The organism is Streptomyces sp. Tue6028 (assembly GCF_002300165.1).
GTDB classification, from domain to species: domain Bacteria; phylum Actinomycetota; class Actinomycetes; order Streptomycetales; family Streptomycetaceae; genus Streptomyces; species Streptomyces siamensis.
Genome location: NZ_MLCE01000003.1, coordinates 95,468 through 117,282, shown reverse-complemented (window position 1 = coordinate 117,282; position 21,815 = coordinate 95,468). Strand labels below are relative to the sequence as shown.

20 protein-coding genes are annotated in these 21,815 nt (G+C 70.0%); 12 read left to right on the top strand and 8 right to left on the bottom strand.

Going from position 1 to position 21,815, the window contains the following annotated elements; genetic code table 11:
* Position 1: 1 nt before the first annotated feature.
* Complete coding sequence (locus BKI49_RS02465) at positions 2-1,057, bottom strand: ferredoxin reductase (RefSeq protein WP_095932507.1); 1,056 nt, start codon at positions 1,055-1,057, stop codon at positions 2-4.
* A gap of 87 nt (positions 1,058-1,144) precedes the next feature.
* On the opposite strand from BKI49_RS02465, the gene BKI49_RS02460 reads away from it, so the two are divergent.
* The 6 genes from BKI49_RS02460 (at position 1,145) to BKI49_RS02430 (ending at position 8,549) form a co-directional block, all read left to right on the top strand.
* Positions 1,145-2,284: a PucR family transcriptional regulator gene (locus BKI49_RS02460; RefSeq protein ID WP_095932506.1), complete on the top strand. Its 1,140-nt coding sequence runs from the start codon at positions 1,145-1,147 to the stop codon at positions 2,282-2,284.
* A gap of 365 nt (positions 2,285-2,649) precedes the next feature.
* Entirely contained in the window at positions 2,650-2,988 is a 339-nt protein-coding gene (locus BKI49_RS02455) for a thioredoxin family protein (protein WP_095932505.1), read from the top strand.
* A 178-nt stretch (positions 2,989-3,166) separates the two neighbouring features.
* Positions 3,167-3,892 (top strand): dienelactone hydrolase family protein, encoded by a 726-nt coding sequence (locus tag BKI49_RS02450; RefSeq protein WP_095932504.1) that lies wholly within the window; start codon positions 3,167-3,169, stop codon positions 3,890-3,892.
* A 1,026-nt stretch (positions 3,893-4,918) separates the two neighbouring features.
* Complete coding sequence (locus tag BKI49_RS02440; RefSeq protein ID WP_095932502.1) at positions 4,919-5,350, top strand: Fur family transcriptional regulator; 432 nt, start codon at positions 4,919-4,921, stop codon at positions 5,348-5,350.
* Between the two features lie 51 nt (positions 5,351-5,401).
* Positions 5,402-7,615, top strand: coding sequence for a catalase/peroxidase HPI (gene katG, locus BKI49_RS02435; RefSeq protein WP_095932501.1), 2,214 nt, complete (start codon positions 5,402-5,404; stop codon positions 7,613-7,615).
* A 118-nt stretch (positions 7,616-7,733) separates the two neighbouring features.
* The gene (locus BKI49_RS02430) at positions 7,734-8,549 is read left to right on the top strand and encodes a DUF427 domain-containing protein (protein WP_095932500.1); all 816 of its coding nucleotides are present in this window, start codon (positions 7,734-7,736) and stop codon (positions 8,547-8,549) included.
* Between the two features lie 18 nt (positions 8,550-8,567).
* On the opposite strand, the gene BKI49_RS02425 is transcribed toward BKI49_RS02430, so the two are convergent.
* Positions 8,568-9,068 (bottom strand): carboxymuconolactone decarboxylase family protein, encoded by a 501-nt coding sequence (locus BKI49_RS02425; RefSeq protein WP_095932499.1) that lies wholly within the window; start codon positions 9,066-9,068, stop codon positions 8,568-8,570.
* Positions 9,069-9,193: 125 nt separating this feature from the next.
* Between BKI49_RS02425 and BKI49_RS02420 the strand changes: the two genes are divergently transcribed.
* A complete protein-coding gene (locus tag BKI49_RS02420; protein WP_095932498.1) occupies positions 9,194-10,183 on the top strand; it encodes a pirin family protein in 990 nt (329 codons plus the stop codon).
* A gap of 190 nt (positions 10,184-10,373) precedes the next feature.
* Here BKI49_RS02420 and BKI49_RS02415 read toward each other — a convergent pair whose 3' ends face one another.
* Both BKI49_RS02415 and BKI49_RS02405 read right to left on the bottom strand, forming a co-directional pair.
* Entirely contained in the window at positions 10,374-11,723 is a 1,350-nt protein-coding gene (locus tag BKI49_RS02415; RefSeq protein WP_095932497.1) for an MFS transporter, read from the bottom strand.
* 695 nt (positions 11,724-12,418) lie between these two features.
* Positions 12,419-12,991, bottom strand: a complete 573-nt coding sequence (locus BKI49_RS02405; RefSeq protein WP_143658358.1) for a hypothetical protein — start codon at positions 12,989-12,991, stop codon at positions 12,419-12,421.
* Positions 12,992-13,219: 228 nt separating this feature from the next.
* Between BKI49_RS02405 and BKI49_RS34960 the strand changes: the two genes are divergently transcribed.
* From BKI49_RS34960 to BKI49_RS02395, 3 genes are all read left to right on the top strand, one after another.
* A complete protein-coding gene (locus tag BKI49_RS34960) occupies positions 13,220-13,465 on the top strand; it encodes a hypothetical protein (protein ID WP_143658356.1) in 246 nt (81 codons plus the stop codon).
* A gap of 94 nt (positions 13,466-13,559) precedes the next feature.
* Positions 13,560-14,153 (top strand): hypothetical protein, encoded by a 594-nt coding sequence (locus BKI49_RS02400; protein WP_143658354.1) that lies wholly within the window; start codon positions 13,560-13,562, stop codon positions 14,151-14,153.
* 261 nt (positions 14,154-14,414) lie between these two features.
* On the top strand, positions 14,415-15,152 hold the full coding sequence (locus BKI49_RS02395) for a hypothetical protein (RefSeq protein ID WP_257004584.1): 738 nt from the start codon (positions 14,415-14,417) through the stop codon (positions 15,150-15,152).
* Between the two features lie 166 nt (positions 15,153-15,318).
* Here the strand turns inward: BKI49_RS02395 and BKI49_RS02390 are convergent, their stop codons facing one another.
* The 4 genes from BKI49_RS02390 to BKI49_RS02375 form a co-directional block, all read right to left on the bottom strand.
* Positions 15,319-15,591 (bottom strand): hypothetical protein, encoded by a 273-nt coding sequence (locus BKI49_RS02390; RefSeq protein ID WP_257004583.1) that lies wholly within the window; start codon positions 15,589-15,591, stop codon positions 15,319-15,321.
* Between the two features lie 72 nt (positions 15,592-15,663).
* On the bottom strand, positions 15,664-16,203 hold the full coding sequence (locus BKI49_RS02385) for a hypothetical protein (RefSeq protein ID WP_257004582.1): 540 nt from the start codon (positions 16,201-16,203) through the stop codon (positions 15,664-15,666).
* A 427-nt stretch (positions 16,204-16,630) separates the two neighbouring features.
* Entirely contained in the window at positions 16,631-17,590 is a 960-nt protein-coding gene (locus tag BKI49_RS02380; protein ID WP_095932493.1) for a TIGR03943 family putative permease subunit, read from the bottom strand.
* On the bottom strand, positions 17,587-18,606 hold the full coding sequence (locus BKI49_RS02375; protein WP_257004581.1) for a permease: 1,020 nt from the start codon (positions 18,604-18,606) through the stop codon (positions 17,587-17,589). Before BKI49_RS02375 ends, BKI49_RS02380 begins: the two co-directional genes overlap by 4 nt.
* A 202-nt stretch (positions 18,607-18,808) precedes the next feature.
* Here BKI49_RS02375 and BKI49_RS02370 point away from each other — a divergent pair, with 202 nt between their 5' ends.
* Positions 18,809-20,314: a purine-cytosine permease family protein gene (locus tag BKI49_RS02370; protein WP_095932491.1), complete on the top strand. Its 1,506-nt coding sequence runs from the start codon at positions 18,809-18,811 to the stop codon at positions 20,312-20,314.
* 32 nt (positions 20,315-20,346) lie between these two features.
* A complete protein-coding gene (locus tag BKI49_RS02365) occupies positions 20,347-20,937 on the top strand; it encodes a cysteine hydrolase family protein (protein WP_257004580.1) in 591 nt (196 codons plus the stop codon).
* The last annotated feature ends 878 nt before the right edge of the window (positions 20,938-21,815 follow it).

Here is a 21,815-nt window from a genome sequence, read left to right as displayed (position 1 = left end):
CCTACCGTTCGATGTCGCAGGGGCCCGCCGCGGCGGACACGCAGGTCTGGATGAGGACGCCCGGCTCGGCCTCGGTGATCTCGCCGGTGCGCAGGTCGCGGACGGCGCCCGCCTTGAGTGGCGTGACGCAGCCGAAGCAGATGCCCATGCGGCACCCGGAGGGCATGAGCACACCGGCCTCCTCGCCGATGTCCAGCAACGGCGTGGCGCCGTCGGCGTCGACGGTCTTTCCGGTGGCACTGAACGTGACCTCACCGCCGTCGCCGGCGGCGATGATGCTGGGGCGGAAGCGTTCGGTGTGCAGGCGCTCTTGTACGCCGTGCTCGCTCCAGTGCTCTTCGGCGGCGTCGAGCAGTCCCGCGGGCCCGCAAGCCCAGGTCTCGCGTTCGGTCCAGTCGGGCACGAGTTCGTCGAGACGGGCGATGTCGAGCATGCCGTCCGTGTCGGTGTGCACCTCGGTGAGCCGCAGCTTCTTGTCGGCGACCAGGTCGTGCAGTTCGTTGCGGAAGATCACGTCTTGCGGCTGCGGCGCGCAGTGGACCATGACGGCGTCGTCGAACTCGATGTCGCGCAGCATGCCCATCACGGGCGTGATGCCGCTGCCGGCCGTCAGGTAGAGCACCTTGGCGGGCTTGGCCTGTGGCAGCACGAAGTCACCGGTCGGCTGGTCGAGTTGGACCAGCGTGCCCGGTTTCGCCCTGCGGACCAGGTGGTTGCTGACCTTGCCGTCCGGGATCGCCTTCACGGTGATCGTGACGCGGCCGTCCTGGCGGTTTGTCGGCGAGGTGATGGAGTAGGCCCGCCACAGGCGCACCCCGTCGACGTCGACCCCGATCCGCACGTACTGACCGGCTGTGTGGCCGCGCCAGCCCCGTCCCGGCCTGATCACGACAGTCGCGGCGTCACCCGTCTCGGGGTGTACGGCCTCGATGCGCCCACGCAAGTCAGCGCCGGCGCGCAGCGGGCTGACCAGGTCGAGGTAGTCCGACGGCAGCAGCGGCGTCGTGACCATCTCCAGCAGTTTCCACGCCCTGCTGCGGAGGGCTGCACTCGTCATGACTCCAGCTTGCTGCGCCTCAAGGCGTAAAGTCCTGACCGCAGGACGTAAATCTGGTCGGCTGAATTGTTCGCAGGGAACAAAAACGTGAACCATGCAATCCGGAGGGCCAGCGAACTGGCCCTGGATGAGACGACGGTCACCGTACTTCGGGCCGCGCTGAAGGCCACCGCCGACGAGATCGTCCAGGCGATCATCGACGAGGTCCCTCCCTACGCCAACGCCCTTTCGGGCCGTATGGGCGGCACCATCCGCCGAGCCGTCCGCACCGCCTTGGGGCACTACCTGGACCTCGCGAGCGGGAACGCCACAGGCGGCGACGGCGGTGACGCAGCCTACGAGCTGGGCCGCGGCGAGGTGCGCGACGGCCGTTCGATGGACGCCCTACTCAGCGCCTACCGCGTCGGCGCCCGCGTGGCCTGGCGATGCCTGGCAGCGGGTGCCGTACCCGCAGGTCTGCCCGCCGCCGAGGTCGCCAAGTTCGCCGAGCTGACCTTCGCCTACATCGACGAGCTCTCCGCCGCGAGCGCCGCGGGCCACGCCGACGAACTGGCCGCACGGGGCAGGGCCCACGAGCGCCACCTGGAACACCTGGCCCGCGACCTCCTCGCCGACGCGAGCCCGGACGTGCTGCTGGCCTCTGTTCAACGGGCCGGGTGGCAGCCTCCGGTTTCGCTGACCGCGGTCCTGCTGCCCGCCGGCCAGGCCCGGCCCGCCTACCGTGCGCTCGACCCGAGCACCCTCGTCCTCGACGATCTACCGGACGCCACTGGTGTGTTGCTCGTCCCCGATGTCGACCGAACACATCTCTTGAGGCAGCTGACCGACCGCACCGCCGTCGTCGGCCCGGCCCGGCCGTGGACTCGTGCGTCCGCCTCGTACGCACGAGCCGTACGCGCGCGCTCCCTCTCCTCTGATATTCGCGACACCGAGGACCACCTGCCCGAGCTGGTGCTCAGCGCTGACGCGGACGCGTTCGCAGACCTGCGTGCCCGAGCCCTCGCACCGTTGCGGACCTTGCCTGTCGCGACCGCACGGCGGCTGGAGGAGACGTTGCGGGCGTGGCTGCTGCACCAGGGCAGGCGGGACGAGGTGGCGGCGGCGTTGTTCGTCCATCCCCAGACGGTCCGGTACCGGATGTCGCAGCTGCGGGAGCTGTTTCCGGATCTCGCATCGCCACAGCGGGTCCTTGAACTGACGCTGGCGGTCGGTCTTGGGGTCAGCTGACGCGTACTTCGACCGTCCACGACTGTGTCCGCTAGCGGTCCAGGAATTGTGCCTCGTTCTCGGTGCCATCAGCTGGCTCATGCGGCCCGGGGAGGAGCGGTATTGGTCAGCTGAGACCGGGGGTTGATGTGAAGACCAGACAAGGCCTCGGGAAGCCCGTCGGGGGGGCTGTCTCTGACGGCCAGGCCGGGTCACCAGGGGCGAGGGGAGGGGGCCGGGCCGCTCGCGCCGGAGACCACCGTAGTTCTGCGACGGCCCCGTGCCTCCCTTCCGACAGGTCAACCGGACGACCGACCGGGCCGGCCTGGCACACCGCGCGAGGGATGATAGGGATGGAATGACGGAACGTGAGGTCAGGAGCGGCCATGGCGAAGCGGGTTCACCGACCCCGTGAGGACGCGGAGTTCAATTTCATCCTCGGGATGAGCGGAGTTCCGGTCCTCGCATACTTCACCGGGACATGGCCCAAGGCAATCGAGCCCTGCCGGGTGATGGACCTCGTAGTAGGTGGCATCGCCGACGACTACACGGGCCGCCTGACGGTCGTCCGCGCCGACATCACGCGTTGTCCGGCCGCAACCGAGCGATACGGGATCACCGGAGCCCCGTCCTACGTCCTGCTGAAGGAGGGAGAGGCGGTGGCGCATGGCACGGGGCCTGTGACCATCGCCGAGGTACGGAAGTTCCTGGACGGCCACCTCTGAGCGGCCGCTGCGGCACGTGGCCGCGACGCCCGTCACGTCTCGTCCAGGGGAGCTGCGCTGCCTGAGACACCTTGGGGCTGAGACACCCCCCACAGGTCACATAACACCGTCCAGCGCTGTTCTGCCGGCGGCAGAACACCGGCGCGCCCGGACTCGACGATCACTACTGTCCGGTCTCATGACGACGATTACGACGCGTACGGTCCGGTACCCGGCCGACGGTTTGACGATGATCGGGCACCTCGCGCTCCCGGCCGGTAGCGACCGCCGGCCCGCAGTGCTGCTTGGCCCGGAGGGCACGGGGCTCAGCGACGTCGAGCGCCGTCGGGCCGACACCCTCGCCGAACTGGGGTACGTGGCGCTCGCCTTCGACATCCACGGCGGACGCTATTTGGGCGACCCCGAGGAGATGCTGGCCCGGTGCCTGCCGCTGCTCGACGACCCCGACCGGATGCGGGGCATCGGCCACGCGGCGCTCGACGTGCTGCGCGCCGAACCGCGGAGCGACCCAGACCGGATCGCCGCCGTCGGCTACGGCACCGGCGGCGCGATCGCGCTGGAACTCGGGCGCGACGGCGTCGACCTGCGCGCGATCGGGACCGTCAACGCACTGACCACCGGCCGACCGGGCGAGGCTGCGCGCATCCGCTGCCCGGTGTGGGCCGGGGTCGGATCGGAAGACCCGATCATGCCGCCCGCACAACGGGACGCATTCACAGCCGAGATGCAGGCCGCGGGCGTCGACTGGCGCCTCGTGGTCTACGGCGGCGCCTTGCACGCCTTCCACCACCCGCCGGTCGACCACACCGTGCGCCCCGGCGTCGGATACCACCCACGGCATGCGCAGCGCGCCTGGCACGACGTCGTCGACCTGCTCGCCGAGTGTCTGCCCGTGACGGAGTGATCTGGTCAGTCCAAACTCGGGCACCCGCTGACCAGCGCTTACCGGGCAGCAGAAGTTAGTCACAGCCCTTGTTGATCTCGTGCGCATACCGGGGGCTGGTACGTCAGGATCTCCGTCTGGGTGGGGTCCTCATCCCGGGGCCCTGCGAGGAAGATGAAGCCCAGCCGTGTGCGCGCGGGCCTCGTGCACACCTGGCACCGCAGGGCCTGCATCGTCATCATCTGGCGGTGCGGGTGCATGAATCCCCATCGGGCTTCCCCGGTGGGCATGCTGTGTTCATCGACCGGGTTCCATTCGCACCGTGCGTACAGAACCCCACGGGGATCGCGGTCTCGCGGGTCTTCGTCCTGGTGGTGCAGCCGGTACTGGCCGGGTGCGTGCTCCAGAATGATCAAATTGTCGGGGGCGCTGCGGCGGTTGGGCGTAGTGGCGAGCGCTGGCGAGGACGAGTTCTCAGCCGTGGGGTTGGACGAGCATCGACACGTCGACGCATGGGTTGCCTGACGGGCGACTTCTCAATTCCCGTACTCACGGGCGGGTTCCTTGCTCCGCTTGCGGGATCTTCCTGTGAGCGGGAATCGCGTGCGCTCGCCGAATCGTCCGGTACAGGGCGCTCACCTGCGTACTTGTGCTGATGCGACCGACGTACGTCACGCGGAACCTGCGCGAACCTCCAGTTGTGCTGCAGCGGGCGGGTGCGGTCGGGCCGGCCGTGCGCCCGCGGCCGGGGCGGCGGGCAGCACCAGGGCCGCGAGGCCGGGGCGTATGCCCGGCGCGGTGGTCAGGGAGAAGTTGCCATGCGTCATCACGCTGGGCACGGGGCAAGGGGCGATCACTTTGGCAGGCAGGCGCTTCGGGGGGTGAGGGCAGCCTCGGCAGGCTCCCGGGGTCAATCCCCAGCACTCCCCGGCCGGCGACCGCGACGACGAAGGCGACGACGGCCTCGCGGCCGACAGGTGCACGACACCAGACTGGCATGGTTCGTTTTCTTGAATCGTTCGTGTTTATGAGGGTAGGTTCGGTGCCATGACCGCATCCCGGAATCCGTCCACCGCCCAGGAGCTGCGCGGTGCCGGCCTGCGGGTGACGGCGGCCCGCGTGGCACTGCTGGAGACCGTCCGCGACGGTGACCACCTCGGTGTCGAGGCGATCGCCTCCGGTGTGCGCGACCGCGTGGGTCACATATCACTTCAAGCCGTGTACGACGCCCTCCACGCGCTCACCGCGGCGGGACTCATACGCCGCATCGAGCCGGCCGGGAGTCCGGCCCGCTTCGAGGGACGTGTGGGGGACAACCACCACCACGTCGTGTGCCGCTCGTGCGGTGCGGTCGCCGACGTCGACTGCGCGGTCCGTGAGGCTCCGTGCCTCACCGCGTCCGAAGACCACGGCTTCGCGATCGACGAGGCCGAGGTCATCTACTGGGGCCTGTGCTCCGCCTGTTCTGCCGCTGCCTAGTAACCGATTAGTTCCTGAACAACGTGATCCGCCCAGCCCGGAAGGATTCCCATGTCTGAGAACCATGACGCAATCGTCACTGACGCGAAATCGGAGGGCGAGGGCGGCTGCCCGGTCGCGCACGGCCGTGCCGCGCACCCGACCCAGGGCGGCGGGAACCGCCAGTGGTGGCCGGATCGGCTCAACCTGAAGATTCTTGCCAAGAACCCCGCCGTGGCCAACCCGCTCGGCGAGGAGTTCGACTACGCCGAGGCGTTCAACGGCCTCGACCTCGCCGCCGTGAAGCAGGACATCGCCGAGGTCCTCACCGATTCCCAGGACTGGTGGCCCGCCGACTTCGGCAACTACGGCCCGCTGATGATCCGTATGGCCTGGCACAGCGCGGGCACCTACCGCATCAGCGACGGCCGCGGCGGCGCCGGCGCCGGCCAGCAGCGCTTCGCCCCGCTCAACAGCTGGCCGGACAACGGCAACCTGGACAAGGCCCGCCGCCTGCTGTGGCCGGTCAAGAAGAAGTACGGCAAGAGCCTGTCCTGGGCCGACCTGATGGTCCTCACGGGCAATGTCGCGCTGGAGACGATGGGCTTCACGACCTTCGGCTTCGGCGGCGGCCGCGCCGACGTGTGGGAGGCCGAGGAGGACGTCTACTGGGGTCCCGAGACCACCTGGCTCGACGACCAGCGCTACACCGGCGACCGCGAGCTGGAGAACCCGCTCGGCGCGGTCCAGATGGGCCTGATCTACGTCAACCCGGAGGGCCCGAACGGCAACCCGGACCCGATCGCCGCGGCCCGCGACATCCGTGAGACGTTCCGCCGGATGGCGATGAACGACGAGGAGACCGTCGCCCTCATCGCCGGTGGTCACACCTTCGGCAAGACCCACGGCGCCGGCCCGGCGGACAACGTCGGCGCCGACCCCGAGGCCGCCCCGATCGAGGCGCAGGGCCTCGGCTGGGCCAGCACCTACGGCACCGGCAAGGGCGGCGACGCGATCACGTCCGGCCTGGAGGTCACCTGGACCACCACGCCGACCCAGTGGAGCAACGGGTTCTTCAAGAACCTGTTCGAGTACGAGTACGAGCTCAGCCAGAGCCCGGCCGGTGCCCACCAGTGGGTGGCGAAGGACGCCGCGGAGATCATCCCCGACGCGCACGACTCGTCGAAGAAGCACCTCCCGACGATGCTCACCACCGACCTGTCGCTGCGCCTCGACCCGATCTACGAGCCGATCTCGCGCCGGTTCTACGAGAACCCGGAGGAGTTCGCGGACGCCTTCGCCCGCGCCTGGTACAAGCTGACCCACCGCGACATGGGCCCGAAGTCGCTGTACCTCGGCCCGGAGGTCCCCGAGGAGACCCTGCTGTGGCAGGACCCGCTGCCGCAGGCCGAGGGCGAGGCCATCGACGCCGCCGACATCGCGGCCCTGAAGGCCAAGCTCCTCGACTCGGGCCTGACCGTCTCGCAGCTGGTCTCGACCGCGTGGGCGTCGGCCTCCACCTTCCGCGGCAGCGACAAGCGCGGCGGTGCCAACGGCGCGCGCATCCGCCTGGAGCCGCAGCGCGGCTGGGAGGCCAACGACCCCGACCAGCTCGCCTCGGTGCTGCGCACCCTGGAGGGCATCCAGCGCGAGTTCAACTCCGGTGCCAAGAAGGTCTCCCTGGCCGACCTGATCGTGCTCGGCGGCTCCGCCGCCGTGGAGAAGGCCGCCAAGGACGCCGGCATCACCATCGAGGTCCCGTTCGCCGCGGGCCGTGTCGACGCGACCGACGAGCACACCGACGCGGAGTCCTTCGCCGCGCTGGAGCCGACCTCCGACGGGTTCCGCAACTACCTCGGCAAGGGCAACCGCCTGCCGGCCGAGTACCTGCTGCTGGACCGCGCGAACCTGCTCACCCTCAGCGCCCCCGAGCTGACGGTCCTGGTCGGTGGCCTGCGTGTCCTGGGCGCCAACCACCAGCAGTCGAAGCACGGTGTCCTCACCGAGACGCCGGGCGTCCTGACCAACGACTTCTTCGTCAACCTGCTCGACCTGGGCACGACGTGGAAGTCGACCTCCGAGGACCAGACCACGTTCGAGGGCCGTGACGCCTCCGGCGCGGTCAAGTGGACCGGCACCCGTGCCGACCTCGTGTTCGGCTCGAACTCCGAGCTGCGCGCGCTCGCCGAGGTCTACGCGAGTGACGACGCGAAGGAGAAGTTCGTGAACGACTTCGTCGCCGCGTGGGCGAAGGTCATGGACCTGGACCGGTTCGACCTGGTCTGACGGCACCAGGTGTCCGGGCCGGCCCACGGGCCGGCCCGGACACCCCCGTCCCGCAGGTCTCGGCACCGTCCTTTCGGCGCGATGTCTCCAGGACGCGATGTCTCCAGGAGAAGGAGCCATGACCGCACTGCGCACCGCCGAGTCCGTCCGCACCACCCCGGAGGGCCTGCTCTGGGAGCCCAGCGAACGCTGGGTGCGCGGCCGCACGGGCGACGTCACCGTCGTCGACAGCCGCCACCCCGTCCTCGTCTGGGAACCAGGAGTGCCCGTACCGCTGTACGCCTTCCCGCGCGCGGAGGTCCGCGAGGACCTGCTCCGCCCGGCCCAGAACCCGCGGACCGGCACCCACACCGGATCGCGGATCTTCTACGACCTGGAGACCGACGGCGCCCTGCTGGAGAACGCCGCCTGGACCTTCCCCGCCGACGATCTGGCCGGTCACATCGCCTTCGAGTGGTCCCGGCGCACGGGCCGCGGCCTCGACCACTGGTACGAGGAGGAGGAAGAGATCTTCATCCATCCCCGTGACCCGCACAAACGGGTCGACGCCCTGCCCAGCAGCCGCCACGTCCAGGTCGAGATCGACGGCACCCTCGTCGCCGACACCCGACGCCCGGTCCTGCTCTTCGAGACCGGCCTGCCGACCCGCTACTACATCCCCCGCGAGGACGTCCGCCTCGACCTGCTCACGCCCACGGACCACAGCAGCGGCTGCCCCTACAAGGGAACGGCCGAGTACTGGTCGTGGCGCGGCGCGGCCGACGTGCCGCCCGACGTCGTCTGGAGCTACCCGGAGCCGCTGCCCGCGGTGGGCGCCGTCAAGGGACTCCTGGCGTTCTACAACGAAGTCGTCGACATCGTCGTGGACGGTGAACGCCTCGAGCGGCCGTCGACGCCCTTCACACAGACGTTGTCCCGACGGCCGACCGCCTGACCCCCCCGGTTCTGCCCGTCAGCTGTGCGCCCGGGGGCCCTCGATCCTGCGCACGGGATGCTTGCTCATGATCGAGACGCGGTTGAAGGCGTTGATGGTGATCGCCACCCAGATCACCGCGGAGACCTGATCGTCGGTGAGCGCCCGGTGGGCCGCGTCGAGGGCGGATTCCTGCGCCGCCGCGTCCGTGGGATCGGTGGTGGCCTCGGCGAGGGCGAGAGCGGCGCGCTCCTCAGGCGTGAAGAGTTCGGTGTCCCGCCAGGCCGCCAGCACGCCCAGCCGCTGCGTCGACTCGCCCAGGCGCAGGGCCGCCTTGGTGTGCGTGTCGAGGCAGTAGGCGCAGCCGTTGATCTGCGACACCCGGAGGTTGACCAGCTCCACGAGCGTGCGGTCGAGTCCCGCGTCGGCGGCGACCGCGCGCACCGCCTCGGACGTCTGGACCATGGCGTGGTACGCCTTGGGGCTCTGCTTGTCGATGAAGATCCGCCGGGTCGCGGAGTCCGTCGTGGTGCTGGTCAATGTGGCGCTCCTTCGGGGCCGCTCCCCGGCTCCCTTGTCCGTCGTGTACGCGAAGGTGTCGTGGTTCTATGATCAGGCATAGTTGTTGAATGTGAAATCATCATGTGGGTGAAAGGCGGTCCGCGATGAGCAATGTCGAGGCCAAACCCGTGGAAGTGCGCTGTGGGACGACGACGGACGGCGCCCGGCCGACGGATGCGCCGCAGGTCGACGTACTGGCGCCGCGCGACGTGCCGCTGGGCGGCCCGCGGGCGATGACCGTACGCAGGACGCTGCCGCAGCGCGCCAGGACGCTGATCGGAGCCTGGTGCTTCGCCGACCATTACGGCCCCGACGACGTGTCCGCGACCGGCGGCATGGACGTGCCACCGCACCCGCACACCGGGCTCCAGACGGTGAGCTGGCTGTTCAGCGGCGAGATCGAGCACCGCGACAGCCTCGGCAGCCACGCCTTCGTGCGCCCCGGCGAACTGAACCTGATGACCGGCGGGCACGGGATCAGCCACTCCGAGGTGTCCACCGCGCGGACGGCCGTCCTGCACGGCGTCCAGCTCTGGGTGGCGCTGCCCGCCGAGCACCGCGACGCCGAGCGGGACTTCCAGCACCACGCACCCGCCCCCGTACACGTCGCCGGAGCGGAGATCAGGGTCTTCCTCGGCTCCCTCGCCGGCGACGACTCCCCGGTGCGGACCTTCACGCCGCTGCTCGGTGCCGAGATCCTCCTCGAACCCCGGGCGACGCTCACACTCGCCGTGGACCCCGGCTTCGAGCACGGCCTCCTCGTCGACCAGGGCGACGTCCGCATGGCCGACACCCTGCTGCGGCCCGCGGAACTGGGCTACGTCCCCACCGGAACGGACGCCCTCACGCTGACGAACGAGTCGGACGACACAGCCCGCGCGGTCCTGCTCGGCGGAACGCCGTTCGAGGAGGAGATCGTCATGTGGTGGAACTTCATCGGCCGCAGCCACGAGGACATCGTCCGGGCGCGCGAGGAGTGGGAGGCGGCCTCGGACCGCTTCGGCACCGTCGACGGCCACGGCGGGTTCCGGCTGCCCGCGCCCGCGCTGCCGAACGGAGTCCTCTCGCCCCGCGGCAATCCGCCTCGTCACTGACGACCCGTCACTGTTCGCTCCCTCGAAATCGCACCCTCGCTGGGGGCCCGCGTGCTCGTCGGCAGGGCTCTTCCGCGGTGCCCCAGCTTAGTGATCAACGGGGGACGCGGGGGCGGCGACCGGACTGGTCACCGCCCCCGCGGTCATCGCACTCCCTGAGGCATCGCCGGGAGGGGCGGAAGACGGGGCATCAGGCGTCCGCGGGCGCCGCCGTGAGCGGTGCCGAGGCGGACGAGCCGCTCCGGCCGGCCCGCCGGGCGAGCGGTACGAGGACGATCGCCACCGCGCCGAGCAGTCCCGCCAGCGCGAAGGTGGTGAAGCCCCAGCCCTCGTTGCCGTTGCCCGCGAGCGTGCCGATCAGCCACGGGCCGACGACGGCGCCGGTACGGCCGATCCCGGTGACCCAGCCCAGGCCCGCGGCGCGCTCGCTGTCGCGGTACACGGTGTTGGCGGCGGCGTACACCATGACCTGCGCGCTGAACAGCCACACGCCGGTGACGGCCACCACCGCGTACGTGACGCCCAGCGAGAGGTGGGACTGGAGCAGCAGCGCCCCGGCGGCGGTGAGCACGAACCAGATCGCCGAGATCCGTACTGGCCCGAACCGGTCGGCGGTGCGGCCGGCGATCAGCAGGCCCACGATGCCGCCCGCATTGATCACGAGCAGGAAGCTGACGGACGAGCTCAGGCCGTAACCCGAGGCCCGCATCATCTGCGGCAGCCAGGTGCTCACGCCGTACACGAGCAGCAGTCCGCAGAACGAGGCCAGCCACAGCAGCGGAGTCGCCCAGCGCGCTTCGGGGCGGAACAGCCCCTGCACCGCCGCCAGTCGGCCCTTGGCGCCGGCGGCCGGGGCGGCGACGGCCGTCGGCCGTGGCAGCCCGTAGCGGTCGGCGACGGCGTCGGCCCGGTCGCGCAGGCCGCGGGCCAGCAGCACGCCGGGCGATTCCGGCAGGAGCGTCAGCAGCAGCGGTACGGCGACGAGGGCCGGCAGTACGCCCGCCCAGAACACCCAGCGCCAGCCCGCGGCCGGTGCGAGGGACAGCCCGAGCCCCGTCGCCGCCATGCCGCCCGCGTGGTACGAGGTCATCAGCAGACCGGTGGTCAGGGCGGCCCTGCGGGGCGGGGCGAACTCCATCACCATGGCCAGGCACAGCGGCATCAGGCCGCCCAGGCCGAGGCCCGAGACGAACCGGCCGGTGCCGAACAGGCCGATGCCCCCGGCCAGCGCACAGATGGCCGAGCCGATGGAGAACAGGGTCACGCTGGACACCAGCATCAGCCGGCGCCCGAGCCAGTCGGTGAGATTTCCGGCGGTGAGCGCGCCGATGAGCATGCCGAAGGTGGTCCAACTGCCGATGGTGCCCGCTGTGGACGGGGTCAGCCCCAGTCCCGGGTCGTCGAGCATGTGGGGCATGACGGCGCCGTAGATGTTGACGTCCATGCCGTCGAAGAAGACGGCCAGCCAGCACAGGGCCAGGACCGGGAACACGGTGCGGAAGGTGTGCGGGGGACGGGGTGCGGCGGGGGAGCGGTTCATCTTCGTCCTTGGAGATGAGGGAGGCCCAGGAACAGGAGCGGTCCGTTCGCGATGGGTCGGTTGTTCACTTGTTCGTCTAGTGAAAAACAGTTCACAATTGGCTGGGCATGAGTCTCGGGTCGGGGCGCGCGGGTGTCAATGGGTTGCGTTTGGCGATTCCGCGGCGTCGGGGCGTCGTGGCTCCGCCCCGGGGTGAGCGGTGCTCACACCGGGTGGTCGGAGTCCGGGCTCACCTGGGGCCGTCGTGGGCCTGGCTCAGTTGTTCCAGCTCTCGTCGTACGGGTCCCGCGGCGTCTGGACCGGCTTCGCACTGCTGACGTCGAGGAACGGGATGACGCCCCCGTCGGGCGCGCGAGGAGTGGGAGGCGGCCTCGGACCGCTTCGGCACCGTCGACGGACACGGAGGGCTCCGACTGCCCGCGCCGGTCCTGCCGAACGGAGTCCTCTCGCCCCGCGGCAATCCGCCCTGTCACTGTCAGCCCGTCGCTGTTCGCTCCCCGAAATCGCACCCACGCCGGGAGCTCGCGTGCTCACCGGCAGGACCCCTCCGCGGTGACCCAGCTTGGTGATCAACAGAAGGTGCGGGGGCGGCGACCGGCATGGTCACCGCCCCCGCGGTCATCGCACCCTCTGCGGCATCGCCGGGAGGGGCGGAAGACGGGGCGCGTCAGGGCGGCGGCCGAGGCGTCATGCCGTCAGGAATCGGCAGTGTCGCGGAATCTGATGGTTGCCGGATCCCAGACGTAGTACCGACTGAAGGAGATGAGGGCTTGCCACTCAGGTTCGTAGAACCGTGGTTGCACCCAGGCGACGGACCGACCGCCCGGACCGTTGAAGTGAGCCCGTAGTCCGCCCTCGTGCCAGCGGCCACCCACGCGCACCTCGACCGCGCGGTGCGGCCAGTAGGAGACGGGCCTGTCGTTGAAGCAGTCGAGCATGTCGTCGCCCGCGAGCGCCACGTCGCCGTCCTGCCGTTCGGCCTCGGCCGCCGCGGGGACATGGTGTTCGGCGTACAGCAGGGTCATGCGGTGAGGGTCCCAGAGGACCCAGGTCATACGGATGGTGGGCCGGGGCCAGTCGAGAACGACGAGCAGGGCACGACGGCCGTCGGGCTGGTCGCGGTAGGCCAGTACCTGCGTCTTCTGCCGTCGGCCGGCCCTGTGGAGCGTGAGCGTGAGTCCCGTTCGGGCAAATTCGGTGTCCCGCCAGTCCGGCACCTGGTCCGGCACCGGGAGGGCAGCCTCTTCCGCATCACGCCATTCGGTCATACGTTCGAATGTAGCGGGATGTGTGTGACGGCACGAGACCTCATACGGGTGAAGGCGCCGCCGAGTCGACCCGGCAGTGGCCCTTGGTGCTGTGAGAGGGGTCCTCTGCGTTGCCTGGGGAGCTGCGGGAAGTGGTGGATCGGGGAGCGTGAGCGCTGATGCAGCTCGCTTTCGGCTGTGGGGGTGACGCCGATCGCCCGGTAAAGCGCGCGCCCGGGAGGGGGCAGCATGTCGGAGAACGCAAGTCGTCGGCGCACACCGCAGCTCTGGATCGGGCTGGGCGGAATTGCTCTGTTGTCCGCCGTAGTTCTCAAGGGCGTGATCGAGGGAAACAGGAACGCTCAGGTTGAAGGCGTCGTACTCCTGGTGATCTGGTCATTCCTTGCCGGCCTGGTGGTCGGTCATCGCTCGGGCGCGCGGCACAAGCTCCAGAGTGCGCCGCCAGTCAAGGAGAACCCCGAGCTCGCACGCTGAGTTTCCGTTGGCTTCTCACCAGGCACCTTGCCGGCCGCCAAGGAGGTGTGGCGAGCCCTGGACAGGCGTGGGCGGTCGGTGTTGGGTGCGCTTCGTGAAGACTGAGGGTGAAGGTGCCAGGGCCGGAGCACCGCTTGTACGGATCGTCCCTGCTGAGCTGGGAGAGGGCTGGGCTGGACTCCTGGCGGGGATCGCCGCCGACGTGCTGATTTTTCTGACCATGGACGACCTGAGGCTCTCGGGCACCGCTGGACGCCTTCAAATCTCCGGAGTCGTCGTACTGACGCTGCTCTGGGCGGCCAATCTCTTGATGTACCGGCCGCGTCAACTGCGTGCCTTCGGCTCCGCCGTGGCGATCGAACAGTCGCCTGCGCGGGGACAGCGCGGGGAGCAGACTCGCCACCTCCAGCTCGGTCGCCTTCGTGTGGCAGCGTTTGTCCTCCTGGTGACGCTGGGAGGCGCGTATGTCGCCCATGCGCCGCTTGTCGGCCTGGGCTTTCAGCTGATTCTGGTCCTCGGTCTCGTGCACACCTGGCGGACTGCGATCTGGTGGGAGCGTCGACACGGCGTCCATCTATGGAAGCCGGCGCTGTCGGCCGTGGGCCGTGAGCACTGGCGTCGCTCCCCGTATTACGCGACATCAGCAAAGGCGGTCGACTCCCTTACACACAAAGGTCGATCGGAGTAAGCGCGCCGACACAGAGCGCCGCGCCTGGCTGCGACGGCCAGGTGGTCGCTCCACTCGCCGCGGTGATCGACGCGGGGCAGCGTCCCGTCATCAGGTGGAATGCGTGCCCCACACACCGACTGCCCTTCGCCGCGTGCTATGCCTGCTTCAGCTCATGAAAAACGGGTGGAGGGGGCGGCGACGGCAGAGCGGGCGTGGGCCACGGCGGGCAAGAGGGACAGTCCGGACCGGAAGGCGGCGGGCCGGGCGCGGCTCACGGGCGTGGCGCTGATCGTGCTGTCTCTGATGGGGACGGTGCTGAGCTACCTGGCGTTCACGGTGTGGGTGCCAGGTCAACAGGACCGCTACGAGCACTACCGGGCAGCCGAGCCGTGCCCGACGCGGGCGACCCCGCGGGAGGTGGCTGCGAGGGACTGCCTCATCACCTGGCACTTCACCGTCACGAAGGCTGAGTCCACGTTCACTGGAAAGGTCACGGCCTACAAGGCGACGCTCAAGGACAGGGGCGACGACTCCTGGCAGAGGGTCGTGCGGTTCAGCGACTCCGGGCCGCTCTTCGACAAACTGCATCGGGGCGACGAGGTCACCGCGACCGGTTGGCGCCACGACATCGTCGCCCTCAGCAAGGACGGCGTCCGCCAGAACACCTCCGACGCCCCCCGCGACGAGCACCAGGGGAACGCCGCCATGGGCGTCCTGCTCGTCCTCCTCGCGGCCCAGTCGCTGGTATTCGGCATGGCCCGTCTGGCCAGGCCGACCGCCTACGCGCCCTTCGTCTGGGAGCCGTACGGCAGGTGGCTGGCCTTCAGCAACATCTGCGTCGGCGTGGGTGTGGGGGCCGCATCTGTGTGGCTCGGCATCCCGTGGTGGACCGTGCTCGTGACCGTCCCGGTCGTAGTGAGCACAGTGATGGTGCTACTTCTGCGCCGGGAGCGGCGCGCGGCGGCGGGCGGGGCGAAGGTGAGGCGGCAACAGGGCTCGCGAGTGAGTTCGCGATAGTTCAGAAATACCCTCATGCCCCAACCACGCCAGATCCGGCGGGGACGGTCGGGGGACGCGGCTGCTGGCGCTGGCCGAACTGACGAGTCGCCCCGCCATTCTTCCGCATGTCCTGTGCCAGTGAACCTTGAACGCGGACCTGCGACGCTTGATCATCCCTGGACTCCTACCAGCCCATGTCCTTGGCCACCTCTTCCTGAGCTGCAGCGATCTCGTCCTCGGTGGACTCGATGACATCCACCTCTTCCAAGCGCGCCAGCAGGTCTGCGAGAGCTTGCTTCTGAGCCGGATGCGTGATCGGTACGGCGTTCAGGTCGGTGCTCATCAGCCAGTCGAACAGCACGATGGCATCGGAGCGCCACAGGCGGAGATCGACGGTTGGTGTGGACCCCCATGGAAAACCAATGTCCATGGAGGCATCTTGCCAGGTCATCGGCATGCGCCAGAGGCACCCCTCGCGGCGCCGTCCGTCATGCACGCACGCGCGCAAGGAGATCGCCCCGAGGGCGCGTCAGGCGAGGCTGTAGGTGACCACGGCGCGGGCCGGGAAGCGGAAGTCGTCGGGAAGCGTGGGAGAGACCTCGACCATCACGTCGACGCTCGAACCGGTGGCGCTTGTGGAGTGGTAGATCCAGACGGGGCCCCGCAGAGGCGACCCGCACAGACCCTGGGGGAGCTCGATCTCGTCATCGGCGACCCCCTTGCTGCCGTACTTCTCGTCGAACAGGGGCTTGCCTTCCGGGAGGATGCCCGCGCGGTGGAGGTAGTCCGGTATCTGGTTGCTCTCGAAGGTGACTTGAGCGCTGCCGTTCCTGGTGAAGTAGTGGATGTCGGAGGCACCGGTGGGAATCGGTGCACCCCCGGCGCGGATCACGCCTGGCAATTGCATGTCGCTGCCCTCACAAGCTCGGGCGTCCCCGAACGGATGGAACAACTCGTCCCGGAACAGCCAGACCAGGCCGCCCGCCACCAGGGCGAGGACCGCCACCACGACCCCCAGACAGGACAGACGCCGCCGCCATGCGGAGCCGCCGCGCTCCGTATCGTCCACGTCATCCAGGTACGAAGCCTCGTTCGCCCCGTCCGAAACGGCTCGACCGCTCGTCGCTCGTTCAGCACCCATGACACGCCCCCTCAGGTTTCCCGCCCATGATCGGCGGCAGCATATGCCCGATCGACGGTATGGGTACGGTCCCCGTTGTGCCTGGCCCGGTCGGGAGTGGGCTCGACATGTCACAGCCCTCCACCAACAGCTCTTCTCCGGTGGGATGTCACGGAGGAAGTCAGCTCGGCCTGCTCGATGACAATCAACTCGCCGCGGTCCAGGGCGCCGTAGCTCTGCCCCGGGGTGAGCGGTGCTCACCCCGGGGGGGCGGGGCCGGACGAGGGCGGCCGGGGCTCTGCCCCTTCCGGGTGGCCGCGGGCAGGACCAAGGGAGGTCGTGGGCCGGGCTCACCCGGGGCCTTCGTGAGCCCGGCTCAGTTGTTCCAGCTCTCGTCGTACGGGTCCCGCGGCGACTGGACCGGCTTCGCGCTGCTGACGTCGAGGAACGGGATGACGCCGCCGTTGACGGGGTCCTTGCTCCGCCTGCCGGTGTACGTGCCGGTCACTTCGAGCCAGCCGTCCGGCCGCAGCACCGGCGGGATCCGGCCGGTGAGGCCGATCTTGACGGGCTGGGCGTCGGCGGCGCAGCAGTTGAGAGCCATGCGTACCAGGTACGGCGTCCCGGCGTGGTCCAGGGCGACGAAGCCCGTGATCCTGATGTGCCGGCCGGTGAGGGAACGGCCGTGGTCGTAGGCGGCGCGGCCCGCGTAGTCGACCAGGCTCATCGGGAGCGGGTCGCGATGGCCCAGCGGCGGGTAGGCGAGCGGCTTCTGCAGGGCCGTACCGGTGCGCAGGGCGCTGTAGGAGCCGAGGGCGGGCGGGGCGACCAGGATCAGGGCGAGCAAGGGGAGGACGAGAAGCCAGGAGACGAGCGGCTCGCGGTGGGAATGGCCGTGTCCGTCCGCGTGCCCGTTCGAGTCCTGGGCTGTCTGCCCGTTCCCGTTCCCGTGCCCGTGGCCGTCCGCGTCCGCGTCGATGGCGGTGCGCTCGTGCCGGCTCCCGCCCCCGTCCGCGTCGGCGGCGGTGCGCCCGTGCCGGCTCCCGTCCCGGTCCGCGTCGGCGGCGGCGCGCTCCTGCCCGCTCTCGGCGTGCCCCGCCTCGTGGACGTACCCCGCCCCGTGGGCGGCCCGCGCGCCCTTCCGCCACGGGGCGCCCCGCCCGCGCATCTCGTACCAGACCGTGGCGACCGCCGCCGCGATCAGTACGACGCCGGCCCCCAGCAGCATGGGGCGCAACCCGGCCTTGACGTACCGGAGATAGAGGTCGGTGGCGCCCGCGTGGAGGACCGCCGCGCCGACGAGGAAGAGGACGGCCGCCTGTGCCTGACGGTTCACAGCAGCACCGTCCCGACCAGGACCGACACGGTGATCGCCAGGGCGAACGTGGCCGGGGCGAACCGTAGGGCGAACCCGCGGCCGAACGTGCCGACCTGCATGGCGAACAGCTTGAGGTCGATCATCGGCCCGACGACCAGGAACGCCAGCCGCGCGGTGAGCGAGAACTGCGACAGCGACGCGACCACGAACGCGTCGGCCTCGGAACAGATCGACAGCAGCACGGCGAGCACCGCTAGGGCGAGGACCGACACCACGGGGTTGCCGGCCGCCGCCTGCAGCCAGCTCGCCGGGACGACGGCCTTGAGCGTGGCCGCCGCCATCGCGCCGACCACCAGGAAGCCTCCCGCGTGCATCACGTCGTGCCGCACCGAACCCCAGAACGCGGCCCCCTTGCCGAGGCCTTCGTGCGCCGGACGGGACGGCGGGCGCAGCCAATCGGTGCGGCCGAGCCGCTGCCACAGCCAGCCCATCGCGCACGCCACGAGCAGACTCGCCACGAACCGGGCGACCACCATCCGCGGATCGTTCGGAAAGGCCACCGCGGTCGCGGTCAGCACGATCGGGTTGATCGCGGGAGCGGACAGCAGGAACGCAAGCGCCGCCGCCGGAGTGACACCGCGTCGCACCAGCGCCCCGGCCACCGGCACCGAGGCGCACTCGCAGCCGGGCAGCACGGCACCGGCCATCCCCGCGACGGGCACCGCGAGGGCGGGCCGCTTCGGCAGCGCGCGGGCGAAGAACGTCGGCGGCACGAACACCGCGATCACCGCCGAGAGCAGCACACCGAGCACGAGGAAGGGCAGCGCCTGGACCACCACCGCGACGAACACGGTCATCCAGCTCTGCATCACCGGCGCGGACAACGCCTGCCGCACCGGTCCCTGCGCCGCCACCACGAGGAGCAGCACCATCGTCAGGACGAGGGGAGAGTTGAACTGCCAGCCCCGCGCGCCCTGTCGGTCGTCCGCGTCGCCGCGGTCGACCGGAGGCGGGGCTGCCTTCGTGATGGTCACGGGTGAGGTACCTCCGGTAGGGAAGGGCTCGGTGGCTCGCTGCCCCTCGACCTTCAGTACGCCGGTTCGGGCACAGCTTCTCATCGTGGGGCACGGAGATTACCGGCCGGTCCGGGCCACCGGCTCGTTCATCAGGCTCTCTTGACGGTCCGGGAGCGTCGACCTAGCCTCGCGCCGACACGTCCAGAGGGGGAGGTCCACGATGGCCGGCTTCACGGACGCCGCCGGCGGCAGGTCCGCGGGCGGGCCGCTCCAGGTGGAGGCGCACGGTCTCGACGTGATCCGCGACAGCGAGCGCAAGGGCACTCCGCGCACACTGTTCTGGCCTTGGTTCGGTGCCAATGTGTCGATTCTGGGCCTCAGTTACGGTGCTTTCGCGCTCGGCTTCGGCATTTCCTTCTGGCAGGCGCTGGTCGCCGGAATGATCGGTATCGTCTTCTCCTTCCTGCTGTGCGGTTTCGTCGCGGTCGCGGGGAAGCGGGGTTCCGCGCCGACCATGGTGCTCGGCCGGGCCGCGTACGGAGTGCGGGGCAGCCGCCTGCCGGCGGTGATCTCGTGGATGCTCACCGTCGGCTGGGAGACCGTGCTCACGGCGCTCGCGACCATGGCCACCGCGACCGTCTTCGAGCGGCTCGGGCACGGCGGCGGCACCGGGACCCAGGTGGTCGCGCTGATCGTCGTCGGCGCGCTGACGGTCGTCGGCGGTGTGATGGGCTTCGACCTGATCATGCGTCTGCAGACCGTGATCACCGTCGTCACCGGCGTGCTGACCGTCGTCTACATCGGGCTGGTCGCCGACCACATCCACTGGCGCACGGTGAGCGCCGTACCGGCCGGGTCCGCGCAGGAGTTCATCGGCGCGCTGGTGTTCATGATGACCGGGTTCGGCCTGGGCTGGGTCAACGCCGCCGCCGACTACTCGCGCTATCTGCCGCGTTCCTCGTCCGGCCGGGGCGTGATCGGCTGGACCACTTTCGGAGCCTCGGTGGCGCCGCTGCTCCTGCTCGTCTTCGGCCTCCTCCTCGCGGGCTCCTCCGACGACCTGAGCAAGGCCGTGGCCCTCGACCCGATCGGCGCGCTCACCACGATCCTGCCCACCTGGTTCCTGGTTCCCTTCGCGGTCGTCGCCGTGCTCGGCCTGGTCGGCGGCGCCGTCCTGGACATCTACTCCTCCGGGCTCGCGCTGCTGTCCGCGGGGCTGCGCGTACCGCGCTATCTGGCGGCGCTCGTCGACGGCGTGCTGATGATGGCGGGCTCCGTGTACATCGTGTTCTTCGCGGACGACTTCCTGGGCCAGTTCATCGGGTTCCTCACCACCCTGGGCGTCCCGGTGGCCGCCTGGTGCGGGGTCATGCTGGCCGACCTGGCGATGCGCCGCCGCGACTACGACGAGGGCGACCTGTTCCGCAGAAGGGGCCGGTACGGCGACGTGCCGCTCCAGCCACTGCTGCTCACCCTCGTCGCCACCGCACTGGGCTGGGGTCTGGTCACCAACTCCGCGGCCGGCTGGCTGGAATGGCAGGGCTACTTCCTCGGCCCGTTCGGCCTGGGCGGCAGGAACGGCGACTGGGCCTACGCCAATCTGGGCGTTCTGGTCGCGCTGACCCTGGGCTTCCTCGGCACCCTGGCCTTCGGGGTCGGCCGCGTGAAGGCCCAGGAACGACTGGACCCGAGCCCGGCCGCCGGAGCGGAGGCCGTCCGCGCGTGAACAGCGGTCCGCGGGGACGGGACGGTCACCGCGTGGGCGACGGTCGCACCGGGGGAGAGGTGACGGGCGGCGCGCGGCGCGGGCTGCTCGCCGTCATCGACATGCAGCGTGTCTTCGCCGAGCCCGACAGCCCGTGGGCCACGCCCCGCTTCGACGAGGCCGCCGACGGCGTACGCCGCCTGCTGCCGGCCTTCGGCGACCGGGTCGTCTTCACCCGCTTCGTCGCGCCCGAGGAGCCGGCCGGTGCCTGGCGGGCGTACTACGACCAGTGGCCTTTCGCGCTCCAGCCACCGCAGTCCCCGCTGTGGGACCTGGTGGACGGGCTCATGGTGCGGGCCGCGCCGCAGGTGGATGCCGCGACCTTCGGCAAGTGGACGCCGGAACTGGCCGGGTACCTCGGCATCGGGGGACCGCTGGTCCTGGCCGGTGTCAGCACGGACTGCTGCGTCCTGTCCACCGCGCTCGCGGCCGCCGACGCGGGAGTCGAGGTCCTCGTGGTGGCCGACGCCTGCGCGGGTGCCGACGACACCGCGCACGCCAGGGCACTGCAGGTGATGGACCTGTACCGGCCGTTGATCCAGGTCGTCACCGTTGCCGAGGTGCTCGCCGCCGATCAGTTGTGACCATGGTGCTCACCGCCGAACCGCCGGTGACCGCGGTGCTCTGCGGAGACCTGCCGTGACCGCGGCGTTCGCCGCCGATCTGTCCTGACCGAGTCGCTCCCCGCCCACCCGCCGTGACCGTGGGTGGGGCCTGGGTGCCGGCGTCGGCACCCGAGCCCGCGGATCACCGGCCCGCCTTCGACCCGGCGACGCCCTCGGCCGAGCCCACGTCAGCTCTCGCGCCTGGCCACTCGCCATTGGCTCCCCCAACGGGCGGGGCAAGACGGTCTCACTCAACATGCCCATTCCAGTGGCTGACATCTGATGCTCACAAGTCCGGCGGCCAGATCGCCGGTACGGATGTCCGCAACCAGTCATCTCAATACGACTCCAGATAGGTGGCTCTGGAGGACCTCCCCGAGTCCGCTCCGACCACCGCCCCAATAACGCTCCGCGCATCGTCGAGCAGAGGCACCGGATCGAAGCAGAGGTCCACGGTGGAAGGTTGGCCACGTCCGAACGATGCACCGGTCACGGCCTAGTTCGGACGAGTCACCAGACCGAAGCTGATGGCTCCTGACCAGATCGCTCGGGGCATGGGGAACCTCCGCGAAAGCCCCGAGCACCATCAGCTGTGGGATCTCAAATGCCGTGGCCGAATCTCAGGGGGAAATGGCCAGTCGGTGGCCGAACGGCCACGGATGTGAGACTCCCTGGTCAGCCTGTTCACTCTTTGGGAGTGCGTCAGACGTGACCGAGACCTTCTATGGACAGTCTGCTAGCAGCACGGTCGAACAGCATCCGGCCCGCGCTGGGGACGCGATGGACAATGTTGCAGTCCCTCTCAGCATTCGCCGTCGTGAGTGCGACTTCCGCTCCTGAACGGCATCCCCCGTCGT

Coding starts and splice junctions, on each gene's coding strand:
- BKI49_RS02415 (WP_095932497.1), bottom strand. CDS start 11,723: ATGAACCGCTCCCCCGCCGCACCCCGTCCCCCGCACACCTTCCGCACC.
- BKI49_RS02405 (WP_143658358.1), bottom strand. CDS start 12,991: ATGACCGAATGGCGTGATGCGGAAGAGGCTGCCCTCCCGGTGCCGGAC.
- BKI49_RS02440 (WP_095932502.1), top strand. CDS start 4,919: ATGACCGCATCCCGGAATCCGTCCACCGCCCAGGAGCTGCGCGGTGCC.
- BKI49_RS02420 (WP_095932498.1), top strand. CDS start 9,194: ATGAGCAATGTCGAGGCCAAACCCGTGGAAGTGCGCTGTGGGACGACG.
- BKI49_RS02450 (WP_095932504.1), top strand. CDS start 3,167: ATGACGACGATTACGACGCGTACGGTCCGGTACCCGGCCGACGGTTTG.
- BKI49_RS02370 (WP_095932491.1), top strand. CDS start 18,809: ATGGCCGGCTTCACGGACGCCGCCGGCGGCAGGTCCGCGGGCGGGCCG.
- katG (WP_095932501.1), top strand. CDS start 5,402: ATGTCTGAGAACCATGACGCAATCGTCACTGACGCGAAATCGGAGGGC.
- BKI49_RS34960 (WP_143658356.1), top strand. CDS start 13,220: ATGTCGGAGAACGCAAGTCGTCGGCGCACACCGCAGCTCTGGATCGGG.
- BKI49_RS02430 (WP_095932500.1), top strand. CDS start 7,734: ATGACCGCACTGCGCACCGCCGAGTCCGTCCGCACCACCCCGGAGGGC.
- BKI49_RS02465 (WP_095932507.1), bottom strand. CDS start 1,057: ATGACGAGTGCAGCCCTCCGCAGCAGGGCGTGGAAACTGCTGGAGATG.
- BKI49_RS02390 (WP_257004583.1), bottom strand. CDS start 15,591: ATGCCGATGACCTGGCAAGATGCCTCCATGGACATTGGTTTTCCATGG.
- BKI49_RS02455 (WP_095932505.1), top strand. CDS start 2,650: ATGGCGAAGCGGGTTCACCGACCCCGTGAGGACGCGGAGTTCAATTTC.